Here is a 23,381-nt window from a genome sequence, read left to right as displayed (position 1 = left end):
TAGTATAAACAACAATAGAGGATTGTATATGGGTGCCCCTGCCGCGGGCGGCTATTATTCGCCAATCGGTAGCGTGACGATGCGATGCTCGATATAAATGCGACTGAGTCGATATATGTTGGCGGGTATACTTGTTCCGCTTTAAAACACGGGAACGGAGATGGTCGCATGGCACAGCCAGACACGACGCGCACGGTGGGGCTTGCGCTCGAGGGAGGCGGCTACCGCGGTATGTATACGGCGGGCGTGCTCGACGTATGGATGGAGCACGGCTTAACCTGCGACCATATGGTGGGTGTCTCGGCGGGCGCGGCGTTTGGCTACAACTTTAAATCGCGCCAGATCGGCCGCGCCATTCGCTACAACAAGGCCTATTGCGCCGACAAGCGCTATGCGAGCGTGACGAGCTGGTTGCGAACCGGCGATATGTTCAATGCCGAGTTTGCCTATCATGAGGTACCCATCGAGCGCGATCCCATCGATCTGGAGGCATATCGCGCCTGCCCCATGCGGTTTACGTGCGTATGTACCGATCTTAAGACGGGGCAGGCCGTCTACCATGACCTGCCCTATGGCGACGAGCGCGATATTGAGTGGATCCGGGCGTCGTCGGCGATTCCCGTGGCGACGCGTCCTGTTGCCATCGAGGGTCGTAAGTACTTGGATGGCGGTGTTGCCGATTCCATTCCCAGCGCTTGGCTGTTTGCGCAGGGCTATGATCGCAACGTGGTGGTGCTGACGCAGCCGGCAGGCTTTGTAAAGCAGCCCAATAGCGTGATGCCTATGCTGCGTCGCGTGTATCGTCACTATCCGGAGTTTGTTGCGGCGCTGGAGCATCGGCACGAGGTCTACAATGCCACGCTCGATGACCTGGCGCGTCGCGAAGCCGCTGGCGAGATCTTTGTGGTGCGGCCGAGCGAATCGGTGAAGGTGCCGTCGCTGTGCCGCGAGCCCGATGAACTCGAGCGCATCTACCAGATCGGCCGTCGCGATGCGGAGGCGACGTTGCCCGCGCTGGAAGCGTATCTGGCGGGGTAGGGACTACGCCGGAAACTGCATCCCGTAATCAGCGTTCAGACTGGGACGCAGTTTCCCGCTGGTCCTCTATGCGGAAAGCGCATCCCAGAATGGACGTCCAAACTGGGATGCGCTTTCCGCTCTTGAAGATATGAGGCTGCGGAGCAGCTGCTCGGCATAGGTCTATGCTTGCTGCCAGGTATCGATGAGCTCCTCGGCTGCGGCGTAGGGGTCGTCGGCGCTGCAGACAGCGCTCACCACAAAGAAGCCGTCGACGCCGGTGGACTTGAGTTGCGGCAGATCGGCCGTCTTGACGCCGCCGCCCACCACAATGGGGACGGGGCTTGCCGCATGGAGGGCGGCCAGGTCCTCAAAGCTCTTGGTGATGATGGAGCCATCTGCCGCACGTCCGCAGTCGCGCTTGGTTTCGGTCTCGTGGAGCGGGCCTACGCCCAGGTAATCGACCAGGCTCATGTCGGCGGTCTTGACGTACTCGAGCATCTCCTCGCAGCGGGCCGAAAGACCCACGATGGCATCGGGGCCCAAAAGTTTGCGGCAGACCTCGACGGGGATGTCGCTCTGGCCCACGTGCACGCCGTCGACGGCAATACCCTGCTCGCGTGCGGCAAGTACGCAGTCAAGGCGGTCGTCGATCAGCAGCGCGACCTGCCCGGTTTTGCCGGCCTGGGCGATGGCCTGGGCGGCATCGCCCGTCAGTGCGATGATCTCGCGGGCGCTTGCCACCTTGGAGCGCACCTGGATGCAGGTAAATCCGGCGTCGAGCGCCTGAGCCACCACATCGCCCACGGGTCGCCCGAGGGTGTTTTCGGGGCCGAGTACCAGATAGGCAGAGATATCAAGGTTGTCGCGGATGCTCATCGTGCTTCCTCCTGCTTTTTGATTTGCGCTTCCATGCGTTCGAGTTTGCCGGTCATGGTGTCGGTAAATCCGGGTCGAATATCGGCTTTGAGCACGACTTCGGTGCGGATGCCCTTGCTCGCCAACACAAAGGTTGCGTCGCGTACGACCTGCATGACCTCGTCCCAGTCGCCCTCGATCTCGGTGAACATCGAGGTGGTGCGGTTGGGAAGGCCGCTCTCGCGAATGACGCGCACGACCTCGGCGACCTCGGCGGACAGCTCGTCGCCGGTGCCGCACGGGGCGATGGCCACGGCGACGAGTGTGTTCATGCCGGCATTGGTTACGGACTCGGACATGGCTTATGCCTCCTCGAGCTCGAGTTGGTTATCGGCAATGTTCTGGGCGGTCGCGCGGTAGAGCTCGTCGATAAAGGCGACCTTAAAGCTTGCCGGGGCATCGGCGACGGCGGCGGCACGCGTGCCGGCAACGTTGTAGACGCCCGTGCCGCAGATGGCCGCCGTAAACGGGTCGGCGGCGCAGGCATACACGGCCAGCACGCCGCCCTGCGAGCAACCGCAGCCGGTGATTTTGGACATGAGCGGGCTGCCGCCGTGGGACTTGGCCACGGTCGTGCCGTCGGTAATCAGGTCGACTTCGCCCGAGACCACAACGGCGCCGCCGGTGTAGCGGGCGAGCGCCACGGCGGCGCCGCGGGCGGCGTCTACCGTGTCGGTGGTATCGACACCGCGCACGCGACTCAGATCGGCCGCTTCGCCCTCAAGGCCCCACAGGCCGGCGAGCGCGATAATCTCGGAGGCATTGCCGCGCACGATGGCGGGTTTGTACTGCTTGAGTTCGCCTACCAGTTGGGTGCGCAGGCTGCCGATGCCCAGGCCCACCGGATCGAGCACCCAGGGCTTGCCGGCGTCGTGTGCCGCCTTGGCCGCGCGGGGAATCGTCTGCTCGTAGATGGGGAAGAGTGTGCCCATGTTCAGATAGATGGCGCCGCCGCCGGCAACGAGCGCCTCGCCCTCGTCGGGCAGATAGACCATGGCGGCCGATCCGCCCACGGCGAGCTGCGCGTTGGCGACAAAGTCAATCGTCACCGTGTTGGTGATGGAGCCCGCCATCGGATTGGTGGCGCGAATCTTCTCCACTGCCTTGACCACGTTTTGCTTGAGCTGTTTCGAATCGATCACTGCACATGCCTCCTTGGCATAGAAAAGGGGCGCTGTGCATAGACAGCGCCCCTAAAAAGGCGGCATGCTCCCTACGCCAGCATTAACTGACAGGTTCAAAGGATTGGGCCCCATGCCCTCTCAGCCTTGTGGTTTGCACCGCCGGCACTCCCGCATCGAATCTGTTGTTTCCTATACTAGCGCACCTGCCAAAAAGGGACAGGTTTATTTTGGCAGGTAAAAACTGGGGCTTTGCGTTTTCCCAGATAAAACCTGCCAATATAAACCTGTCTCTTTTTGGCAGGTCGGTACAATAGACGGGATTAAGAATGACCGAGGGGGCTCTATGATCAAACTTGTGCTGACCGATATGGACGATACGCTGATTCCGGCCGGGCGCGACGGCGCCAGCGATTATGCCATCGAGGGCATTCATGCCATGCAGGCGGCGGGCCTGCACTTTGGCCCGGTTTCGGGCCGTCAACCGTCCGCGATGGGCTGGATGTTCCGCAATCGCGCCGAGTGCTTCTCGACCGGCGCGTTCTGCAACGGCCAGGTCATGTTTGTGGACGGCGAGGTGGTAGCCTCGCATGCGACTGACAACGCCGCCCTTATGCGCTTGGCTGACTACTTGGAGCAAGAGACCGACGATACGTATCTGAAGGTCTACGGCCTGGGTGATGACTTTTGGGGCAACGATGCCTATTGTGTGACGAGCGACCCCGAGCGCGTGCGCCGCGCCATGGAGTCGGGCGGCAACGCATGGCTCAAGGGCGAAGAGGCCCCGTGCCGTCCTGTCGTCGATGACGCGTCGGTGTTCAAGGCGAATATCTGGAGTGCTCGTTCGCGTGAGGAGCTCGCGGAGCTACGCGAGCGCGTTGCCGCTGAGGTGCCGGAACTCTCGCTCGTGTTTCCCAACAATCGTGTGCGCCTGTTCGACATTCTTCCAGCAGGTTGGGACAAGGGTTGCGCTGCGCTGGAGCTGGCGCGCGCTTTGGACCTGACGTCCGACGAGGTGGCCGTATTTGGCGATTCCGATAACGACCTGCCCATGATCGGTGCCGTCCCCAACTCCGTTGCAGTCGCCAATGCCAACGAGGCCGTCACGGCTGCCGCGCGCTGGCATATCGGCGCTGCGGCAGACGATGCGGTTGCCGGGGCTCTGCATCAGATTGCCGCCTGCGCCGCGACGGGGGAGATGCCGTCGTTTATGCGTCAGGCAGATGCGGCGGGTTCGGGTTTCGCGGACGTCTAGGGAGGCCATCATGAAGCTTCAACAGCTCAGATATGTTGTAAAGGTTGCCGAATGCGGCAGCATCACCGAGGCCTCGCGCCGGCTCTTTGTGTCGCAGCCTTCGATTACCGCGTCGATTCGCGATCTCGAAAACGAGATGGGTGTGCATATCTTTGAGCGCACTAACAAGGGCGTCGTTGTGTCCGAGGAAGGCGAGACCTTCTTGGGCTATGCGCGCCAGGTGCTCGACCAGGCCGACCTGCTCGAGGGCAAGTACAAGGGCGCATCCGAGCAGGTGCCGCACTTTAGTGTGAGCTGCCAGCATTATTCCTTTGCCGTTAACGCGTTTGTCGACGTGATCCGCGAGTTCGATGCCACGCGTTACGACTTTACCCTGCGCGAGGAGCAGACTCACGAGATTATCGAGGACGTCGCGCATATGAAAAGCGAACTGGGCATCCTATATCTGTCCGAGCACAACCGCGAGGTCATCGAGCGCATGCTGGTGGCCAACGAGCTCGTGTTCGAAGGGCTCTTCTGCGCCACGCCGCATGTCTTCGTGTGCGCAGACCATCCGCTGGCGGGCCGCTCGAGCGTGACGCTCGAGGACTTGGAAGACTACCCGTTCCTGTCCTACGAGCAGGGCAGCTATAACTCGTTTTACTATTCCGAGGAACTGACCTCGACCTTTGAGCGTCGCAAGAATATCCGCGTACGTGACCGTGCGACGTTGTTCAACCTGGCCATGGGCCTCAACGGCTACACGGTGTGCTCGGGCGTAATTAGCCACGAACTCAACGGCCCCGGCATTATCTCGATTCCGCTCGATGTGGATGAGTACATGGAGATCGGCATCATCACGCGCAAGAACACGACGCTTACGCGCTACGGTCAAGCCTATATCGACGCGATCCGTCAGCATATCTAGACTGCTGCGTCCTGTACAGGTCAAATCTCTTCATGGCAGTCCCAACTGATATAGGAAGCATCTATATCAAACTGTTATAAACGTATATTTTACGATGGCTATATGAGCGCTCATACTTTGTCCCAGTAAAGCAACCAATGCAAAGGGAGATATCTATGAGTGCTTTAACCACGCTGAATGCGCCGTTTCGCGCCGATATCGTCGGCAGTTTTCTTCGTCCGCAGGTCGTGAAGGACGCCCGTGCCGCCTACGCCGCGGGTACGCTCGATGACGATGACCTTAAGGCCGTCGAGGATGAGGCCATTCGCGACCTGGTGGACAAGCAAAAGGCCGCCGGCCTGCAGGCGATTACCGATGGCGAGTTTCGCCGCAGTTACTGGCACCTCGACTTTATGTGGGGCCTTAACGGCATTGAACGCCGTACCTCGCGTACGGGCTACATGTTTCACGACGAGGAGACCACAGCCGATACCGCCGTGGTGACCGGTCCCATCAGCGGCGAGAATCATCCGTTCGTCGAGCACTTTAAGTTTGTCAAGGCACTTGAGGGCGAGGGCCACGTTGCACGCCAGACCATCCCGGCGCCTATCCAGACGTTCTCTGAGGTCACGCTCGATCGCTGCGACGGCCAGCAGGAGAGCCTGCGCGCTGTCTACAAGACCGATGGGGAACTTGCCGACGCCATTGCAGCTGCTTATCGCACGGTGATTGCCGACCTGTACGCTGCAGGCTGCCGCAACATCCAGTTTGATGACTGCACCTGGGGCATCTACTGCGATGCCGATTTTGTCGCCAAAACCGGCATGAGCCCGGTCGACCTGCAAAAGGTAAGCGAGCTGGGCGTGGCGCTCAACAACGCCGCCATCGAGGGTAAGCCCGACGACCTGGTCATTAACACGCACGTGTGCCGTGGTAACTACCACTCTACCTATGCCTTCGAGGGCGGCTATGACCCCGTCGCGCCGTACCTGTTTGCGCATGAGGATGTCGATGCGTTCTATCTGGAGTTCGATACGCCGCGTGCCGGTGGCTTTGAGCCGCTCAAGTACGTTGCCCCCGGCAAGAAGGTCGTGTTGGGCCTGGTGACCACCAAGGCCGCTGAGCTTGAGGACGAGGATGCCATTGTCGAGCGTATTCACGAGGCTGCAAAGTATGTTCCGCTCGAGAACCTGTATCTGTCGCCCCAGTGCGGTTTTGCCAGCTGCGAGATTGGCAACAAGCTGACCGAGGACGAGCAATGGGCAAAGATCGCGCTGGTCAAGCGCGTTGCCGAGCGCGTTTGGAAATAGCAGTAACGTTCGCAGGTGACGGCGCGTGCGAGACATGGCGTATCGCGTACAATGGTTCGGATCGTATCGTTCGGGCAGGTTATCCGATATGCCCGATCGCCCTTCCATTCGAAAGGACATTCATGTCCCAGTCTTCGACGCCCGCCGTCACCGATGCCATCTACGACGCATCGTCGCTCGGCCGCCCGCGCATGTTTTTGCTCGGTCTGCAGCACCTGTTTGCCATGTTTGGCGCCACCGTGCTGGTGCCCGTGCTCACCGGCCTCTCGGTATCGGCAACGCTTTTGTTTGCCGGCCTGGGCACGCTGTTGTTCCACTTCCTGTCGCGCGGTAAGGTCCCTGCATTCCTGGGCTCATCGTTTGCCTTTATTGCCGGTTATGCCGCAATCGCGCCCAACGGCGAGACCGAGCTTTTGCCCTACGCCTGCCTGGGCGTAGCTTGTGCCGGCCTGCTCTATCCGGTGCTGGCGGCCCTGTTCCGCGCCTTTGGCGCCAAGCGCGTCATGCGCTTCTTCCCGCCGGTGGTGACTGGCCCTATCGTCATTTCCATCGGCTTGATTCTGGCGAGCTCCGCTATTGCCAACTGCCAGACCAACTGGCTTGTGGCTGTTATTGCCGTTGCCGTTATCGTGATCTGCAACATTTGGGGTCGCGGCATGGTCAAGATCGTGCCGATTCTGCTGGGCGTTGTGGTGAGCTATGCCGTTGCGGCTGCGCTGGGCGAGGTCGACTTTTCTGGCGTCGCAGCCGCTCCCTGGGTCGGTTTGCCCATCGTGTGGGATAACACCGTGTTTGCGCTCTTTGGGCCGCAGTTCGATAGCGGTCTTGCCACGACAGCCATCATCACCATCATGCCGTTGGCCTTTGCAACCATGATCGAGCATATCGGTGATATCTCCGCTATTGGCTCCACCTGCGAGCGCAACTACATTGCCGATCCCGGCCTGCATCGCACGCTGCTCGGCGATGGTCTCGCCACGATTCTGGCTTCGCTCTTTGGCGCTCCGGCCAACACCACGTATGGCGAGAACACCGGCGTGCTTGCCCTGACGCGCGTGTTCGACCCGCGCGTGATTCGCATTGCCGCGTGCTGCGCCATCGTGCTTTCGTTCTGCCCCAAGTTCGCTGCCGTGATCGCCGCCATGCCGCCATGCGTTATCGGCGGCGTGTCGCTCGTACTCTACGGCATGATCAGTGCCGTAGGCGTGCGCAACCTCATTGAGAACCAGGTCGATTTCCAGAACAACCGCAACGTGCTGGTGGCCGCTCTGGTACTCGTACTTTCGCTCGGCATTGCCTATAGCACCGCCGGAGCTATCGTGTTGGAGCTGGGCGGCGTGACCATTTCGCTGTCCGGCATTGCCGTGGGCTCGCTGGTTGGCATCGTGCTCAACGCGATTCTGCCGGGTAACGACTTCGAGTTCGACGTTTCTGAGCTTGAGGAGACTGTCGAGTAGTAGTTGTGTTCAGCTAAATCAAAAATATGGCGCCCATGCGTACGCGTGGGCGCCATATTTAATGCGTCAGTATCCAGTGTATGCCGCGGGCCATGCGCAAGTCGGTTTGGGCAAAGTGATTGCCGGGGATGAGTTCCATCGTTGTTGGGATGCCGCGCTCGATGAGTAGCTCTTCCATTGCGCGCGTGTCGTCGAGCACGTGCCTCATCATGCGGTTGGGCGTCTTGGTTTCCTTTTTGCCGAGCGACAGATAGACAGCTTGCGGGCTGCCGGCAAATGGCGCCGTGCTGGCGCAATCGACAAAGTCGGGAAACCATAGCGACCCCGATGCGCTCGCGGCGCGGTCAAAGGCACCGGTTTGCCAGAGGGACCAAAGCGCGAAGAGGCCCGCGAGCGAGTAGCCGGCAACGCCGCGCCAGGTGGGCGGCTGAGGAAGCGACGACTCGACCTGGGGGATTATCTGATTCAGCAGCTCATCGAGAAAACCGGCAGCTTGGCCGCCGAAAGGCTCGGCATCGCGTACGGTCCCGTCGCATGCCCAGGGGCTCAGCTCGCGATTCCAATCGAGCCCGCCACTGGCGACAAGGGTGAACGGTGGGCAGTCGAGCTCTTGGCAGCGGTCATAAACCTCGCTGCCGTTGCCCATGACCACGGGGAGGTAGATGACGGGCGCACCTTCCGTGTGTTCCGAATGAACGGTTATCTGCTTTTGCGCTTCCAAGGCAGGCTTCTCTCGGTGTTGTGATATCGGCAGCCCTAATTGTCGCACGCCAGCGTATACCGGTTGGACAGCATCAAGAACATTCGCGTGCGCCGCGCGGGCGCAAACGGAAAACGCCACCGCCGGAGGGGAGCTCGGCGGTGGCGTTGCTAAACGGTGCGCAGGCTGGCACTTCTGCGGGTGCCGCCCCGTGCATCAAGGGCGTCTATGAGCGTTTGCGGCTCACTACGGCGCCTGCGGCGATGGCGGCTGTTCCCGCAAGGGCGGCTGCCGCGATGGCTGCGCTCGAGGCGTCGCCGGTTGCCGCGAGCTTGCCGGTGGTCTTGGCTCCCGTGGCTGCAACTGCAACGGCCTTGGTCGGCTTTGAGCCCTCAGACTTGGGGTTCTGCTTGGACTCCGCGGGCTTGCTTTCTGCGGGCTTGGTCTCGTCGGGCTTGGGGTCTTCCGGCTTGGCTACCTCGGGAGGTGCGATGGTCGTACTTTTGGCGACTGCTTTGATATAGAGGGAGTCGACCGTGGCGTCGCCCGTGCCGATGGCTTGGCCTGCCTCGTAGATGCCGTCACGGAGCTTGCGATAGTCAATGACCTTGCCGCCTTCGGGCGTCTGGATGGCGGCGTTCTCAATCTTGATGGTGCCGATTGTCTTGCCGTCAGCGCTCATGGCACGGGCAAAGATTGCCGCTGTATCTCCTTCGGCCGTTACCTTGCTGCGGATGATCGAGATGACTGCGGGTGTGACGCCCTCGCTGGTCTGGGCGATGATGCTGATGTTCTCGCCTTGGGGTTCGCGCCTCGTCTCGCCATCTTGGTTTTCGCTGTAGGGGATGGGGCCGTCGCCGTTCTCGACATAGCGGGCTATGGCCTTGACAACGGAGTCGCTGATGTAGATGTGGCCGCCCTTCTCGTTGGGTCGATCGTTTCTGGTGGAGAATGCAGCCGAAACCTCGCCTTCCGCAAACGCGTCCACGGTGGAACCGTTCTTGACGACGATGTCGTCCTGGTAGGTGAAGAGGGCGTTGGCGCCACCGTATCTGCCTTTACTTGCACGGACCGTCACGTTTGCATGATCGAGGGTGATGCCCTTGTGGGCATAGACGCCATATTCAACACCGTTTACGTTGAGGGAGGCGTTTGTGGCTGCGAGGCTGCCCTTGGCCTCGACGGCAGCGTCTTTCTCGGAGCTTGCCTTGACCTGGCTGCCGTCCGAGATGTTGATATTGCCGCCGCTCCAAAGGGCCTCACCATCGGCTGAGCTTGCCTCGACCGTCCCGCCACCCTTGATGGTGAGGTTCTTGTCGGTTCCAATACCCTTGTCCTTGGTAGCCCTGGCGGTAACGGCTCCGCTGTCGTCAATCGTGATATTGCCGTTTGCCCTGATGCCATCCGATGCACCCGTGGCGTTGACGTTGCCCGAACCTTTGATAGCGAGATCACCCCCGGCATTGATGGCATCAAACCCAGTGCTCGTGGCGTTGACGGATCCGGCTCCGTCGATGTTGATATTACCCGTGGAGAGGATAGCGTCCTCAGTAGATGTCACGCTGAGCGTGCCGCCCTCGTCGCCTTGGATATTGAGCTCGGCATTCTCGTTAGTGCCATGAGAAACGTTGATGCTTTCGATCCATTCGGCAGTGACGATGTTGGTTCCCGAGTAATTCACGTTGAGCTTGCCTGCGGCCTGGATCTCGCCGCCGTTATAGTTGTTGAGCTTCAAGTCGTCGGCGCCGTCCCACGACCAGGTACCGGCCTCGTCGCTCGCCGCGGTGTTGTACTTGTTGCCGCCGACCTTGACCCATTCCGCTGCGAGCGAGACGCTCGGCATGAGCAGCGAGCTCACCGTGAGCGCGCACACGGCGCCCGCGACGATGCGGCGCGTCACGCGGCGCCAGCTGCCGTGCGCGAGTCCTATGCGACGGCGAACGTCGGGTTCGGCAACATGGGTTCCGGCGGTAGTGTCATTGCGTTTGGGGGTCGTGAACAAGGCTGCCATGGTTGCTCCCGTTCTCATAGGGCCTATACGACTAGATTCAGCGTATCTGCTGGATGTTGCCGGCGGTAGTGCCGTATGGAGGGCAAAATGGCCAAAATGGGGGAGAAATAGGCCGCACGCCGGCGCAGGGACCGGCGCTAAAAGAAAAGCGCGGGGCCGCATGGCGACTCCGCGCTTTATTGTTCAGCTTTTGCAGCCTTGCCCTTACGCTACGAAGAAGTAGACGAGGAAGGCAAGGGCCGCGATCCACCCGTCCCGTGCGAAAAAGTGTTTACGAGCGTTTGCGACTCGCCAGGGCGCCTGTGACGATAGCGGCCGTTCCTACAAGGGCGTTCGCTATGATGGCTGCGCTCGAGGCGTCGCCGGTTGCCGCGAGCGCGCCGGTGGTTTTGGCTCCCGCGGTTGCAACCGCAACGGTCTTGGTCGTCTTCGTGCCCTCGGACTTGGAACCCTCGGGCTTGGTCTCGCCTGGCTTCTCCTCGGGTTTGATCTCCTCGGGAGGCGCGATGACCGTGCTCTTGGCGACAGCTTCGTTATAGGGGGAGTCGATCACAGCGTCGCCCGTGCCGATGGTCTGGCCCGCCTCGTACATGATGTCCTCACCGAACTCTTCTTTGTGGCGATAGTCAATGACCTCGCCGCCTACAGGCGTCTGGATGATGGTGCCTTCAATCTCGATGGTGCCAATCGCCTTGCCGTCCTTGCTTATGGCAAGGGCGAAGATTGCCGCCGTGTCTCCCTCGGCCGTGACCTTGCTGCGGACGATCGAGATACTCGCGGGCGTGATGCCCTCGTAGGTCTGGGCGAAGATGCCGATATTCAGACCTCGGGGCTCAGGGAAAATCTCGCCATCCTGGCCTGCGCTGTAGTGGTCGGGGCCGTCGCTGTCGGACTCGACATAACGGGCTATAGCCTTGACAACAGAGTCACTGATGTAGATATGACCGCCCGCGATGTTGGACTCGTGGTTTCTGGTAGAGATTGCAGCCGAGTACTCGCCTTCCGCGAGTGCGTCCACGATGGAGCCATTCTTGATGACGATGTCATCCCCGTCGGCGAGGAGTGCGAGAGCTTGGCGACCGCCCTCGCTTGTGCGGACCGTCACGGTCGCGTGGTCGAGCGTAATACCCTTGTAGCCATAGACGCCATATTCAACACCGCTTGCGTTAAGGAAAGCGTTCGTGACCGTGAGACTGCCCTCAGCGTCGACGGCAAGAGTTTCCTTGGAGCTCGCCTCGACCTTGCCGCCGCCCGAGATATCGATGTTGCCGCCAGCCCAAATCGCCACGTCCTTAATGGGGCTTGCCTCTACCGTGCCGCCGCCCTTGATGGTGAGGTTTCTCCCGGCATTGATTCCCTGATCCTCGGTAGCCTTGGCGGTGACGGCTCCGCTGTTGTCAATCGTGATATTGCCGCTTGCCCTGATGCCATCCGATTTGCCCGTGGCGTTGACGTTGCCCGAGCCCTTGATGGTGAGATTGCCCGTGGCCCCGATGGCGTCAGCCTCGGTACTCGTGGCGTTGACGGTGCCGGCTCCGTCGATGTTAATGTCTCTATTGGAGGAGATGGCGTCGTAATTAGATGTCACGTTGAGCGTGCTGGATGCGTCCCCTTGGATGTTGAGCTCGGCGTTCTCGGCATTGCCATCCTCAACCAAGATGCCCCAGCCGCTGTCATTGGTAACGGTGTTGCTCCCTGAGTAGCTTATGTTGAGCTTGCCATCGGCCCTGATCTTGCCGCCGTTATAGTTGTTGAGCTTCATATCGTCGGCGCCGTCCCAGCTCCAGGTGCCTGCCTCGTCGCGCGCCGCGGTGCCGGCGTTGTACTGGGTCCCGCCGACGTAGACCCACTCCGCCGCGAGCGAGACGCTCGGCATGAGCAGGGAGCTCACCGTGAGCGCACATACGGCGCCCACAACGATACGGCGCGTAACGCGGCGCCAGCTGCCGTGTGCGAGCAGCGTGTGACGGCGCACGTCGGGCTCGACAAAATGGGCTCCAGAGGTTTTGTCATTGCGCTTGGGGGTCGTGAACAAGGCGGCCATGGTTACTCCCATCCTCATAGGGCCTATGCGATCACGCCCAGCATATCTGCAGGATGTAGCCGGCGGTAGTGCCGTTTGGAGGGCAAAATGTCCAAAACTTGGGAAGCAATGCATCGCGCGCCCGTGCGCTGCCTGGCTTTAAAAGAAAAGCGCGGAGCCGCTCGATGCGACTTCGCGCTTTGCTGTTTGGTATTGCGAATCTTGCGCCTACGCTACAAAGAAGTAGACGAGGAAGGCGAGAGCCGCGATCCACATGAGCGGCTTGATCTTGGAGGCCTCGCCCTTAAAGAGCGCGACGATCACGTAGGCGATAAAGCCCAGGCCAATGCCGGCGGAGATGGAGTAGGTGAAGGGCACGCCCGCGACGATCATAAACGCCGGGAAACCCTCGGAGACATCGGACCAGTCGATTTCAGCGGCCTCGCTCATCATGAGGTAGCCGACGTAGACCAGGGCACCGCAAGTGGCGGCGCTGGAAACGATGGAGACGACGGGGGAGAAGAACGCGGCGAGGATAAACAGCACGCCGGTGGTGACGGAGGTGAGACCCGTGCGGCCACCGTCGGCAGCGCCAGAGGTGGACTCGACGAAGGTGGTGATGGAGGAGACGCCCATGAAACCGCCCACGGCAGCGGCGGCGGAGTCGACGATCAAGATCTCCTTGATGTTCTCGACGTTGCCGTCGTCGGTGAGGAACTCGCCCTGCTTGGCCACGGCCATCGCGGTGCCCATGGTGTCGAAGAAGTCACTCATGAGCAGCGAGAACGAGATGACGAGGAGCGCGGGGTCGGTAAGGACCTTGACGATGGCGGGCACGCCGCCGGCGTCGGCGATGGGGCCGCCGATGCTCGAGAAGTCGAGCGGGGCGATGATACCGGTCGGAGCCTGGGTCACACCCAGGGGGATACCGGCGATAACGGCGACGATGATGCCGATGAGCAGCGAGCCCGGCACGTTACGAGAAGCCAGAGCGACCGTCACGATGATGGAGATGATGCCGACGATAAAGGTGGGGGAGGTGATGTCGCCCAGGCCGACAAGCGTGCCAGCACCGGCGGTGATGATACCGGCGTCGCACAGGCCGATCATGGCGATGAACAGACCCAGACCCACCGAGATGGCGTGACGCAGGACAACCGGGATGGCGTCCATGATGGCCTCGCGCAGGCCACAGAGCACGAGCAGCAAGATGACGACGCCCTCAAGGAAGATGACGCTCATGGCCACGTGCCAGTCACCGCCGCAGACGGTGGTGGTGATTCCAGCGATCATCGCGTTGACGCCTAAGCCCGACGCGCAGGCGAGCGGGCGGTTGGCGAAGATGCCCATGCAGATGGTCATGATGCCGGCGCCCAGGCAGGTGGCGCAGGCGAGCGCTCCCGCATCGATGCCAGCGCCCGAGAGCACCGCGGGGTTGACGGCGATGATGTAGGCCATCGCCAGGAATGTTGTCAGTCCAGCGCGAAGTTCGGTCCCGATTGTGGACTTGCGCTCACTGACGTGAAAAAGTTCGTCCATGCATACCCTTTCCTTGTTCGGCCCCGAGTTTAGGCCGATTGACACGAACTTCCTTACTATATCGCCTTTTTAACGTTGATGTTCCTCGCATGTTGATGTTCGGCGCTTCGGGGCAGACGGGTGGTATTTTTCGTATGAAAATGTGTAGGTACCGTATACTTAAGCGGTTACAACGAACTCTTTGGAGGAACGTATGATTAAAGAGCTCTGCCGCGACGAGGCCATCCTGTCCCAGCGCTGCGAGGTTGCGACTGTCGAGGACGAGTCGGTCGCACAGGACCTGATCGATACCATTAAGTCGCTCGAGGATGCCGGCTGCCTTGCCGCCAACCAGATTGGCGTCACCAAGAAGGTCTGCGTCTATCTGGACGATGCCGGCGAGCCCCACGTGCTCTACAACCCCCGTCTGGTGTTTGGTCTGGGCGCCAGCAAGATGGAGGAGAGCTGCCTGACGCACGACGAGATCACCAAGTCCACGCGCTATATCAAGTGCAAGGTTGCCTTTGACCAGATCGTCGACGGCAAGATGAAGGAGTGCCGCCGCGACTACGCAGGTTTTGAGGCGCAAATGATCCAGCACATGATTGATCACTGTCTTGGAAAGTTGGTCTAAGGGGACCAAAGCACCGCACCTTGCCGCTCAATCGTCGCTCGCGTACCTTAAGTACGCTCCGCTCCTCTTTCGTGGCAATCTGCGGCACTTTGACCCCTTAGACGACCTGCGGGGTTGACTTGGTTGGGTCTATCTTGCTTGTAAAGTCCGGGTATGACATTGTTGTCATGTCCGGGCTTTTGTGTTTAGCGCCTTTTTGTTTGGTGACAATAACCTTAGCAGGACCGTAAAGCTAGGAGGCGCTATGTGCACGAGCATTCGATTTACCGATAATTCTGGCCACATGTATCTGGGCCGCAACCTCGACTGGAGCTTTGACTACGGCCAACAGGTTCGCGTGATGCCGCGCGGGTTCCACATTCCGTATTCGTTTATCGACGATGCGTCGGCGGCACACGCGGTAATCGGCATGTGCATCGATTACAAGAACTATCCCATGTTTTTCGACTGTGGTAACGATGCGGGTCTGGCTGTGGCGGGGCTCAACTTTCCCGGCTATGCCGAGTATGCCGAGGGCCCTGTCGACGGCAAGAACAATATCGCGGCCTATGAGTTTCCCCTGTGGGTGGCAGCGACGTTCTCGACGGTCGATGAGGTCGAGGCCGCGCTGCGCGACACGGTGATTGTCGCCAAATCTGCCGGAGAGGGGCTGGGCGTGTCGCTGCTCCATTGGATTATCGGCGACAGCCAGCGCAGCATCGTGGTCGAGATGATGGCTGACGGCCTGCATGTATACGACGATCCGGTCGACACCCTTGCCAATCAGCCCACCTTCCCGTGGCACATGGAAAACCTGCGCACCTATATCACGGCCACAAGCGATTTTCCGCAGACGGCGACATGGCGTGGCGCCGAGCTCAAGCCCTATGGCGCGGGTGCCGGCATGCGCGGTATTCCGGGTGACTGCTATTCGCCGAGCCGTTTTGTAAAGGCGGCGTACCTCAATGCCAATTACCCGCAAAAGGAGGGCGAGACCGAAAACGTCGTCCGCATGTTCCGTTCACTCGAGGGCGTGGTGATGATTGAGGGAGCGTCCAGGATGGGCGATGGCAAGTTCGAGAAGACTATCTATACCGGATGCTTTAGCGCGCGCACGGGCAATTATTACTACGCGATGTATGGGGATCCGTCGATTCGCTACGTGAGCCTGATGGATGCCGAGGGCGCGAACCCCGATAGGCTCGTGGTTCCCGAGCCGCGTCGTTCGTAGCCGTTAGCTTTACTGCAATGCAAAGCGGCCCTGCGTCTCCCGTGAGATGCAGGGCCGCTGTCGTTGATTTGTGACGTCGCTAGAAGTTGGCGTCGTTGAGCTGTTCGCTCTCGAGGCCGTCGAGCTGTTGCTGTTCGGGCGTATCTGCGACGCTCTCGAGCAGCTCAGTGGGATCGACGTTCATATTTCTGCCGGCTTCGTTGCCGTTGACCAAGTCGTCCGAGAAGATATCGACGTCCATTTCCTCGGCTTCCTCGATTTGGATCTCGAGTGGCACCTGGGTGCGTACAAGCTTGACTGCCGGACGCATGCGGGCAAAGAGGGGCACGTACTCGATGATGATGGCCGAGTTCTCAAGACCGTACCAGCGTGCCGGGCTTCCGCAGGCGCGGCGGACGGCGTACTTGATGGCCATCACGCGGTGGTCGTTGCGGTTGATGTCCGTTTCGGGGGCAAGCATCTTGCGCAGCATGCAAAAACGGAAGTCGCCCACGTTGCCGCGTGTTTCGTAGATGGAATAGGTGTGGTGCTGCGGCGGTAGCTCGCCCGATGCCATCAGGTCGCCAACAATCTGGCGCAGGTAGGCGTTGATGCGCTGGTTGACCTTAAAGCCCAGGTCCAGGCGCACGCGAAACAAAAAGTCCGTGCCAAAGGTCTCGACGGAATACTCGTGCGTATAGGGCTCATCGGTAACGTGCACGTTGATGAACCAGTATGCCTTGGCGCGCTTGGGATGTTTGTCCAGGATGGAATAGAGCACGTCGCGGTCGAGTGTGAGCGGATCGGGGCTGTTGGTGAGGAACACCAGATTGTCGGCGAGCACGGGGTAGGTCTCGTCGTTGCGCAGGCGGTTGAGCTGATCGATGTACTTGGAGACGGGCAGCAGGATCGTCTGCGTGCGCTCGATGGCGGTGCCGCGGCGCCACACGTACATAAGGCCAAACAGCAGCGAGGCCAAGAAGATCATTACGTAGCCGCCGTCAAAGAACATGGTAAGGCACGAGGCGAAAAAGCACAGCTCAATGGCGCCGAAGAGCAGGGCGAAGACGCAGGCGCCCAGCTTGTGCTTGAGAATGCCGGCGATATAGCTCGTCAAAAGCGTGGTGGTCATAAGCATGGTCACGGTAATGGCGAGGCCGTAGGCACTCTCCATGCGCTCGGAGTTTTGGAACAGCAGCACGATGAAGATGCAGCCGACCCACATGATGTTATTGACGAGTGGAATATAGAGCTGGCCCTTGGTGTCGCTGGGGTAGTGGATGCGCAGGTGCGGCATAAGGTTGAGGCGCGTTGCCTCGGATACCAGCGAGAACGAGCCGGTGATGAGCGCCTGTGAGGCGATGATGGCCGCCACGGCCGAAAGCACGATGGCAAAGGGGCGCAGGGGCTCGGGGAGCATCATATAGAACGGGTTGACGATATCCATCGCGAGCATCTGGGGGTTGGAGTTATTGGCGAGTAGCCAAGCTCCCTGACCCAGATAGTTGAGGATAAGGGCCGCCTTAACAAATGGCCAGGATGCATAGATGTTTGCCTTGCCCACGTGGCCCATGTCCGAGTAGAGTGCCTCGGCACCGGTTGTCGACAGGAAGACAAAGCCGAGCACCATAATGCCCGAATGGTTGATGGGCGAGAACAGGAACATAATGCCGCGGATGGGGTTGAGCGCGCGCAAGATGGACAGGTTGCCGAGCATGTTGAACAGACCGGCGCCTGCCAGGAACAGGAACCACAGCGTCATGAGCGGGCCGAACAGCTTGCCGATTGACGAGGTGCCGGCGCGCTGCATGGCAAATAGGCCGCAGATAATGATGATGGTGATGATGATGACGTTGGTCTGCCCGTCGCCCAGCAGCGCATGGCCCCATTCGATGGTGCGCAGACCCTCGATGGCTGTGGTGACCGTGACGGCGGGGGTGAGGATGCCGTCGGCAAGCAGTGCCGCACCGCCGATCATGGCGGGCAGAATCAGCCATGGTGCCACCTTGCGTACGAGGCTGAACAGGGCGAAGATGCCGCCTTCGTTGTGGTTGTCGGCCTTCATGGCGATTACCACGTACTTGACCGTGGTCACGAGCGTCATGGTCCAGATGACGAGCGAAAGCGCGCCCAGGATCATGTCCTCGCTGACGGTACCGATGCCGCCGTTGTTGGCGACGATTGATTTCATGGTGTACATGGGGCTCGTGCCGATGTCGCCATAGACGACGCCGAGCGTTACGAGCAGCATGCCAGCGGAGAGGGGGATGGCTCCGTGCCCGCCTTGCCCGCGCTGGTCTTGGAGGTTTGCCTCCAGTTTGTTGTGTGCCACGAGGACTCCCTTAGACATCCGGTTATCTGTCTAGGACAAAAAACTTTATGCCGTCTTTATACATACAAGAGCAGTTTGGCACATCGGGATATTTTAGACAATAATCCTCAGCTGGGGATTATTTATCTACGCAGGTAGCATTTCAAAGCAGGGGCTTTTAAGCACGTGCTATCTGGGCGATGCCAGCCTTGGCGTTTGCGCGTTTGCCGGCGAGTTCGCAAAAAATCGCGCCGCCGATGATAAGCGCGGCGCCCATCAGGCGGACCGGTGTTATGGCTTCACCCAAAAGGGCGGCTGAGAACACGACCGCCGAAAGCGGCTCGAGGTAGCCGACGACGGCGACGGTCTGAACGGGCAGCTTGGCGACGGCGCTAAAGTAGAGCAGGCAACCAATGCCGGTGTTGACGACGCCGAGCATAGCGACGGCGCGCCAATCAATGCTGGCGGCGACGCCGGCGGACAGGAACGAGGGAGCGCCCTGCGTGATGAGCGTGAGGGCCAGTGCGGTCACAAAGGCGGCGCTCACTTGGAGTGCGGAGTTCTCGAGGCCCTCGATGTGCGGCGCACCCTTGCTGGCGATGACCATCAATGCATAGCAGAAGGCCGAGGCGATTCCACAGACGATGCCCGCAATGGGCATATTGCCGCCTAGACCTTGCGCTGCAATGAGAAAAGCACCGCAGGCGACGGCGACAAAGCCAGCGATTTTGCCGCCGGTCAGCTTTTCGCCAAAAATGAGCGGGGAGAGGGCCATAACGATGATGGGGCCACAGTAATACAACAGCGAGGAGATACCAACGCCGATCGTCTGATAGGCGCGGAACAGGAAAATCCAGCTGGCGCCCAGCGCGGCGCCCGAGACGATGAGCGCTGCGGCCTCGCGGGGGCGAGACGGAGCCTGCAGGTTATGGCGCTTGGTTATGAAGAGGATGGCGGCAAGGGTGAGAGCGCCCAAAAACGTGCGCAACAGTACGATATCGGAGCTCGGCAGCGCGATGGCAGCGGCGATGATGCCGTTGGAGCCAAACAATAGCAATGCTGCTAAGTACGTAAACAATCCGTTGTTCATGTGCTGACATCCCCTCTATATCCGAGCATGTTCACTATGGGTGAACTGGCTTTAGAAGAAAAGCGAATATAATGCATGGATAACATGACAAAAACTCATGTAAAGGTGGAGGGGTGCCGTGGAAACGAATATTCAAAAGATGCAGGTGCTGCTCGAGACCGTGCGGGCCGGCAGTTTTACGCGCGCCGCCGAGCGGCTGAGCTATTCGCAGTCGGGCGTGAGCCGCATGGTGGGCGACCTTGAGACCGATTGGGGTTTTAAGGTGCTCGACCGCAGCCGCGAGGGTGTGGTGCTTTCTGCCGATGGGCGGCAGATCATGCCGGCGGTTGAGGCGCTCTGCGAGGAGTTTGGCCGCCTGCAGCGACACGTGGACGAGATGCGTGGGCTCATGCGCGGCAAGATCTGCATTGGTACGTTTTCGAGTGTGGCGACCCATGTACTGCCGCCGGTGATTGCGCGCTTTCGCGCCGATCATCCGGATGTCGATTACGAGCTGCTGATGGGTGATTACTCCGAGATTGAGCAATGGGTGGCAGAGGGCCGCTGCGACCTGGGCTTTATTCCGCGCGAGCCACGCGGCGCCGGCATGGCGTCGCGACCGTTGGTGCAAGACGAGTTGATGGCCGTGGTGCCAGCGGACTCCTCGCTTGCCACGGCGGAGGTCGTTTCTCTTGCCGATTTAGCCAACGAGCAGTTTATTCTGCTAGAACGCGGCACTGATGACGAGATTACGCCGCTATTCCGTCGGGCGGGGCTGGCGGTGCGCTCAAAACTGTCGACTTGGGATGACTATGCGATTATGGCTATGGTCGAGGATGGCCTGGGCGTGAGCATTCTTCCCGCGCTCATCTTGCGTCGCTGCCAGTTCGATGTTGCTGTGCGTCCGCTCGAAGGGCATCCCCATCGGCAGATCAACGCCATATATCGAACGGCCGATGTTTCGCTTGCCGCCGCTCGTTTCCTCGAATACCTCTAAATGCGTGCACGTCGTTATCGCCTTGGGATAAATCTCGAGGTCTTGCTCATTTTATTTTTGAAATTGAACTTTTCGAAATAGCACGGCGCTATACTGCTGCCTAAATTGAACTCAGGTTCAATTCGTGTTGTATAAATTGAACTTTGCCAGCAAGGAGGTTCTAGTGGCCCAAGAGACGTTTAGCGATCGTCTGCGACAGGCTATGTCCGATTGCGACGTTCGCCAGTCGGACGTGATCCGCGCATCGGAGATGCTCGGCAAAAAACTCGGCAAGAGTCAGATGAGCCAATATGTGAGCGGCAAGACGATTCCGCGGCGCGATGTGGCTGAGCTGCTCGCCCGTATTTTGGAGGTCGATGTTACCTGGCTGCTTGCCGGCGACGCCGATCAAGGCGAGGCATCATCACCCCGCAACGATTCCAAGCCCGAACCCCATCCCTCAGCTCAAATTGCAAGGAGCACCACCATGCGTACTTTTTCTAAATCCACCAAGCTCGATAACGTCCTGTATGACGTGCGCGGTCCCGTCGTCGACGAGGCCGCCCGTATGGAGGACGAGGGCGAGCGCATCCTCAAGCTCAATATCGGCAACCCGGCGCCCTTCGGTTTCCGCACGCCCGACGAGGTCATCAAGGACATGCGCCAGCAGCTGCCCGACTGCGAAGGCTATTCCAACTCGCGTGGCCTGTTCTCCGCGCGCAAGGCGATCATGCAGTATTCGCAGATCAAGGGCTTGCCCAACGTTCAGATGGAGCATATCTACACGGGCAACGGCGTGTCCGAGCTCATTCAGCTTTCGATGAACGCGCTGCTCGACAATGGCGACGAGATTCTGATCCCCAGCCCCGACTATCCGCTCTGGACGGCGTGCGCAACCCTTGCCGGCGGTCATCCCGTGCACTATCTGTGCGATGAGCAGGCGGATTGGTATCCCGACCTGGAGGATATGGAGTCCAAGATCACGAGCGCGACCAAAGCCCTCGTCATCATCAACCCCAACAACCCCACGGGTTCCGTCTATCCGCGCGAGGTGCTCGAGGGCATCGTCGAGGTTGCACGCAGGCATCAGCTGATGATCTTTGCTGATGAGATCTACGACCGCCTGTGCATGGACGGCTACGAGCACGTCTCGATTGCCTCGCTCGCTCCCGATCTGCCCTGCGTCACCTTTAGCGGTCTGTCCAAGTCGCACATGATCGCGGGCTATCGTATTGGCTGGATGGTGCTTTCGGGCAACCAGCGCTGCATGAGCGACTTCATCATGGGCATCAACATGCTCTCCAACATGCGCCTGTGCTCCAACGTGCCGGCTCAGTCGATCGTTCAGACGGCGCTCGGTGGCCATCAGTCTGTCAACGACTACATCCGCCCCGGCGGCCGTGTCTACGAGCAGCGCAACTTTGTGTATGAGGCGCTCAACAAGATTGACGGCATCTCGGTGGTTAAGCCGCGTGCGGCGTTCTACATCTTCCCCAAGATGGATGTGAAGAAGTTCAACATTACCGATGACGAGCAGTTCGCCCTTGACCTGCTGCACGAGAAGAAGATTCTGATCACGCGCGGCGGCGGCTTCAACTGGGCTGAGCCCGACCACTTCCGTATCGTGTACCTGCCGCGCATGGAAGTGCTCAAAGAGTCCCTCGAAGATCTCGCCGACTTCTTCGATCACTACCGCCAGTCGTAACGACAAAGGTAGCCTGTACTAAAACGGCCGGCCCGCAACGGATGCGGGCCGGCCGTTTTCTGTCTAAGCCCGTGCTGCTAACGCTTTGTCTCTTTGAGCGAGCAAGGTTCGCGTGTGAGCGGTAAGTTCTATTCCAAAATGGAATACAGTAGGCTTAAGCTGGAATTGATGCCCGGGTACCCGCTTTTCTAGAATGTTCTCAACAAGATGAAAGGCGGTTCCAACCAATGATTATCGATGCAAATTCCTACTGGTTCGACGAGCGCATCTTTCATGACGAGACGCTCTGCGAACAGTTTTTGGCCGAGGTGCCCCGCGCCTACGACACCGAAGGCTATCTGACCGTGAATTCCGTCGGCAAGCGACAGATCGTGATCGAGATGCCCGCCGGTTCTCCGGGCCTTAATTACATCGAGGGCGACTACACCCTCGAGAAGCGCTTGGCCGATATGGATGAGGCGGGGGTCGACAAGGCGATCCTCAAGCTCCCCGGCTGCCACGAGTGGATGTCGCTCGAGATGTGTCGGCGCTTCAACGACGGTATGGCCACTGACGCGAAGGCGTCAAATGGCCGCCTGATTCCGCTTGTCGCTGTGCCACCCTTTGGCACCAAGGCAAATTTAGAGGAGCTCGACCGCAGGCTCGACGATGGTTTTGCGGGTGTGCAGCTCTGCGCTCACTACGGCAAGCGCTATCTCGACGACCGGGTTTTCTCGAGCTTCTTCGAGCACCTGAACGAGCGCAACGTCACCGTTTACGTCCACCATGTTCCCGTACCGGTCGAGAACGAGTCGCTTCTCGCGTACGACAACCTTCGCCGCTCTTATGGTCGCTGCGTCGACCAAACTACGGCGATCGGCCGCGAGATCTTTGGTGATTTCTTCGAGCGCTATCCTAATATCAAGATGGTCCACTCCATGCTCGGTGGCGCATACTTTGCGTTCAAGGAGATGCTGCTGCCTCACGGCCCCAAGCGCCCTGATGCCTCTGGACGTTTTCAGGTCGATACCGAGACCGTTTCCAAGCGCCTCGAGAACAACATCTATTTCGACATGTCCCATGCCCAGCCTTGGGGCAAGACACTCCTCGCCTGCGCGGTTAACGTGTTGGGTGCAGACCATATTGTTTTTGGCACGAGCTATCCGGTTAAACGCGAGTGGCTCACCGAGGGTGTCGCCTGCGTTCGTGCCGCGAGTCTGAGCAATGCAGACACAGATCTTGTGCTTGGCGGCACGGCGCAGCGACTGTACGATGTCGAGTGAGCGGCAATCAGAGGGGGTG

Annotated in this window: 19 protein-coding genes and 1 riboswitch; of the genes, 10 read left to right on the top strand and 9 right to left on the bottom strand. The window is 59.9% G+C overall.

What is annotated here, in order from left to right; translation table 11 throughout:
• Positions 1 to 168: 168 nt before the first annotated feature.
• Complete coding sequence (locus DWW73_RS05025; protein ID WP_117778926.1) at positions 169 to 1,038, top strand: patatin family protein; 870 nt, start codon at positions 169 to 171, stop codon at positions 1,036 to 1,038.
• A gap of 162 nt (positions 1,039 to 1,200) precedes the next feature.
• Here the strand turns inward: DWW73_RS05025 and DWW73_RS05020 are convergent, their stop codons facing one another.
• Genes DWW73_RS05020 through thiM form a run of 3 tightly spaced genes read right to left on the bottom strand, consistent with a single transcriptional unit; the run spans position 1,201 to position 3,077 of the window.
• On the bottom strand, positions 1,201 to 1,896 hold the full coding sequence (locus tag DWW73_RS05020; protein WP_117778925.1) for a thiamine phosphate synthase: 696 nt from the start codon (positions 1,894 to 1,896) through the stop codon (positions 1,201 to 1,203).
• Positions 1,893 to 2,234 (bottom strand): thiamine-binding protein, encoded by a 342-nt coding sequence (locus DWW73_RS05015; protein WP_233509127.1) that lies wholly within the window; start codon positions 2,232 to 2,234, stop codon positions 1,893 to 1,895. Before DWW73_RS05015 ends, DWW73_RS05020 begins: the two co-directional genes overlap by 4 nt.
• A 3-nt stretch (positions 2,235 to 2,237) precedes the next feature.
• A complete protein-coding gene (thiM, locus tag DWW73_RS05010) occupies positions 2,238 to 3,077 on the bottom strand; it encodes a hydroxyethylthiazole kinase (protein WP_117778924.1) in 840 nt (279 codons plus the stop codon).
• Positions 3,078 to 3,128: 51 nt separating this feature from the next.
• Positions 3,129 to 3,239, bottom strand: a riboswitch (TPP riboswitch).
• Between the two features lie 163 nt (positions 3,240 to 3,402).
• On the opposite strand from thiM, the gene DWW73_RS05005 reads away from it, so the two are divergent.
• From DWW73_RS05005 to DWW73_RS04990, 4 genes are all read left to right on the top strand, one after another.
• Positions 3,403 to 4,311, top strand: a complete 909-nt coding sequence (locus DWW73_RS05005; protein WP_117778923.1) for an HAD-IIB family hydrolase — start codon at positions 3,403 to 3,405, stop codon at positions 4,309 to 4,311.
• A gap of 10 nt (positions 4,312 to 4,321) precedes the next feature.
• A complete protein-coding gene (locus tag DWW73_RS05000) occupies positions 4,322 to 5,218 on the top strand; it encodes a LysR family transcriptional regulator (protein ID WP_117778922.1) in 897 nt (298 codons plus the stop codon).
• Between the two features lie 155 nt (positions 5,219 to 5,373).
• Positions 5,374 to 6,507, top strand: a complete 1,134-nt coding sequence (locus DWW73_RS04995; RefSeq protein WP_233509126.1) for a 5-methyltetrahydropteroyltriglutamate--homocysteine S-methyltransferase — start codon at positions 5,374 to 5,376, stop codon at positions 6,505 to 6,507.
• A gap of 122 nt (positions 6,508 to 6,629) precedes the next feature.
• Positions 6,630 to 7,964 (top strand): uracil-xanthine permease family protein, encoded by a 1,335-nt coding sequence (locus DWW73_RS04990; RefSeq protein WP_117778920.1) that lies wholly within the window; start codon positions 6,630 to 6,632, stop codon positions 7,962 to 7,964.
• A 58-nt stretch (positions 7,965 to 8,022) separates the two neighbouring features.
• Here the strand turns inward: DWW73_RS04990 and DWW73_RS04985 are convergent, their stop codons facing one another.
• The 4 genes from DWW73_RS04985 to DWW73_RS04970 all read right to left on the bottom strand — a co-directional run bounded on the left by DWW73_RS04985 (position 8,023) and on the right by DWW73_RS04970 (position 14,237).
• Positions 8,023 to 8,685 (bottom strand): alpha/beta hydrolase, encoded by a 663-nt coding sequence (locus DWW73_RS04985; protein ID WP_117778919.1) that lies wholly within the window; start codon positions 8,683 to 8,685, stop codon positions 8,023 to 8,025.
• A 205-nt stretch (positions 8,686 to 8,890) separates the two neighbouring features.
• The gene (locus DWW73_RS04980) at positions 8,891 to 10,675 is read right to left on the bottom strand and encodes a carbohydrate-binding domain-containing protein (protein WP_158563786.1); all 1,785 of its coding nucleotides are present in this window, start codon (positions 10,673 to 10,675) and stop codon (positions 8,891 to 8,893) included.
• Between the two features lie 271 nt (positions 10,676 to 10,946).
• Positions 10,947 to 12,719 carry a carbohydrate-binding domain-containing protein gene (locus tag DWW73_RS04975; RefSeq protein WP_158563785.1) on the bottom strand — a complete coding sequence of 591 codons (1,773 nt, stop codon included), beginning with the start codon at positions 12,717 to 12,719 and terminating at the stop codon, positions 10,947 to 10,949.
• A gap of 207 nt (positions 12,720 to 12,926) precedes the next feature.
• Positions 12,927 to 14,237, bottom strand: coding sequence for an NCS2 family permease (locus DWW73_RS04970; RefSeq protein WP_117778916.1), 1,311 nt, complete (start codon positions 14,235 to 14,237; stop codon positions 12,927 to 12,929).
• Positions 14,238 to 14,430: 193 nt separating this feature from the next.
• Here DWW73_RS04970 and DWW73_RS04965 point away from each other — a divergent pair, with 193 nt between their 5' ends.
• Complete coding sequence (locus DWW73_RS04965; protein ID WP_117778915.1) at positions 14,431 to 14,850, top strand: peptide deformylase; 420 nt, start codon at positions 14,431 to 14,433, stop codon at positions 14,848 to 14,850.
• A gap of 244 nt (positions 14,851 to 15,094) precedes the next feature.
• Positions 15,095 to 16,060, top strand: coding sequence for a choloylglycine hydrolase (gene bsh / locus DWW73_RS04960; protein WP_117778914.1), 966 nt, complete (start codon positions 15,095 to 15,097; stop codon positions 16,058 to 16,060).
• 79 nt (positions 16,061 to 16,139) lie between these two features.
• On the opposite strand, the gene DWW73_RS04955 is transcribed toward bsh, so the two are convergent.
• Positions 16,140 to 18,389, bottom strand: coding sequence for a KUP/HAK/KT family potassium transporter (locus DWW73_RS04955; RefSeq protein WP_117778913.1), 2,250 nt, complete (start codon positions 18,387 to 18,389; stop codon positions 16,140 to 16,142).
• 139 nt (positions 18,390 to 18,528) lie between these two features.
• On the bottom strand, positions 18,529 to 19,440 hold the full coding sequence (locus DWW73_RS04950) for a DMT family transporter (protein ID WP_117778912.1): 912 nt from the start codon (positions 19,438 to 19,440) through the stop codon (positions 18,529 to 18,531).
• Positions 19,441 to 19,558: 118 nt separating this feature from the next.
• On the opposite strand from DWW73_RS04950, the gene DWW73_RS04945 reads away from it, so the two are divergent.
• The 3 genes from DWW73_RS04945 (at position 19,559) to DWW73_RS04935 (ending at position 23,362) form a co-directional block, all read left to right on the top strand.
• Positions 19,559 to 20,416: a LysR family transcriptional regulator gene (locus DWW73_RS04945; protein WP_117778911.1), complete on the top strand. Its 858-nt coding sequence runs from the start codon at positions 19,559 to 19,561 to the stop codon at positions 20,414 to 20,416.
• 163 nt (positions 20,417 to 20,579) lie between these two features.
• Positions 20,580 to 22,100, top strand: a complete 1,521-nt coding sequence (locus DWW73_RS04940) for an aminotransferase class I/II-fold pyridoxal phosphate-dependent enzyme (RefSeq protein WP_369833032.1) — start codon at positions 20,580 to 20,582, stop codon at positions 22,098 to 22,100.
• A gap of 227 nt (positions 22,101 to 22,327) precedes the next feature.
• A complete protein-coding gene (locus DWW73_RS04935) occupies positions 22,328 to 23,362 on the top strand; it encodes an amidohydrolase family protein (RefSeq protein WP_117778910.1) in 1,035 nt (344 codons plus the stop codon).
• Positions 23,363 to 23,381: the final 19 nt, after the last annotated feature.

Source organism: Collinsella sp. AF16-8, assembly GCF_003462695.1.
GTDB lineage: Bacteria > Actinomycetota > Coriobacteriia > Coriobacteriales > Coriobacteriaceae > Collinsella.
Note: the sequence above shows the minus strand (reverse complement) of the source record. Positions and strands in the feature narration are given on the sequence as shown.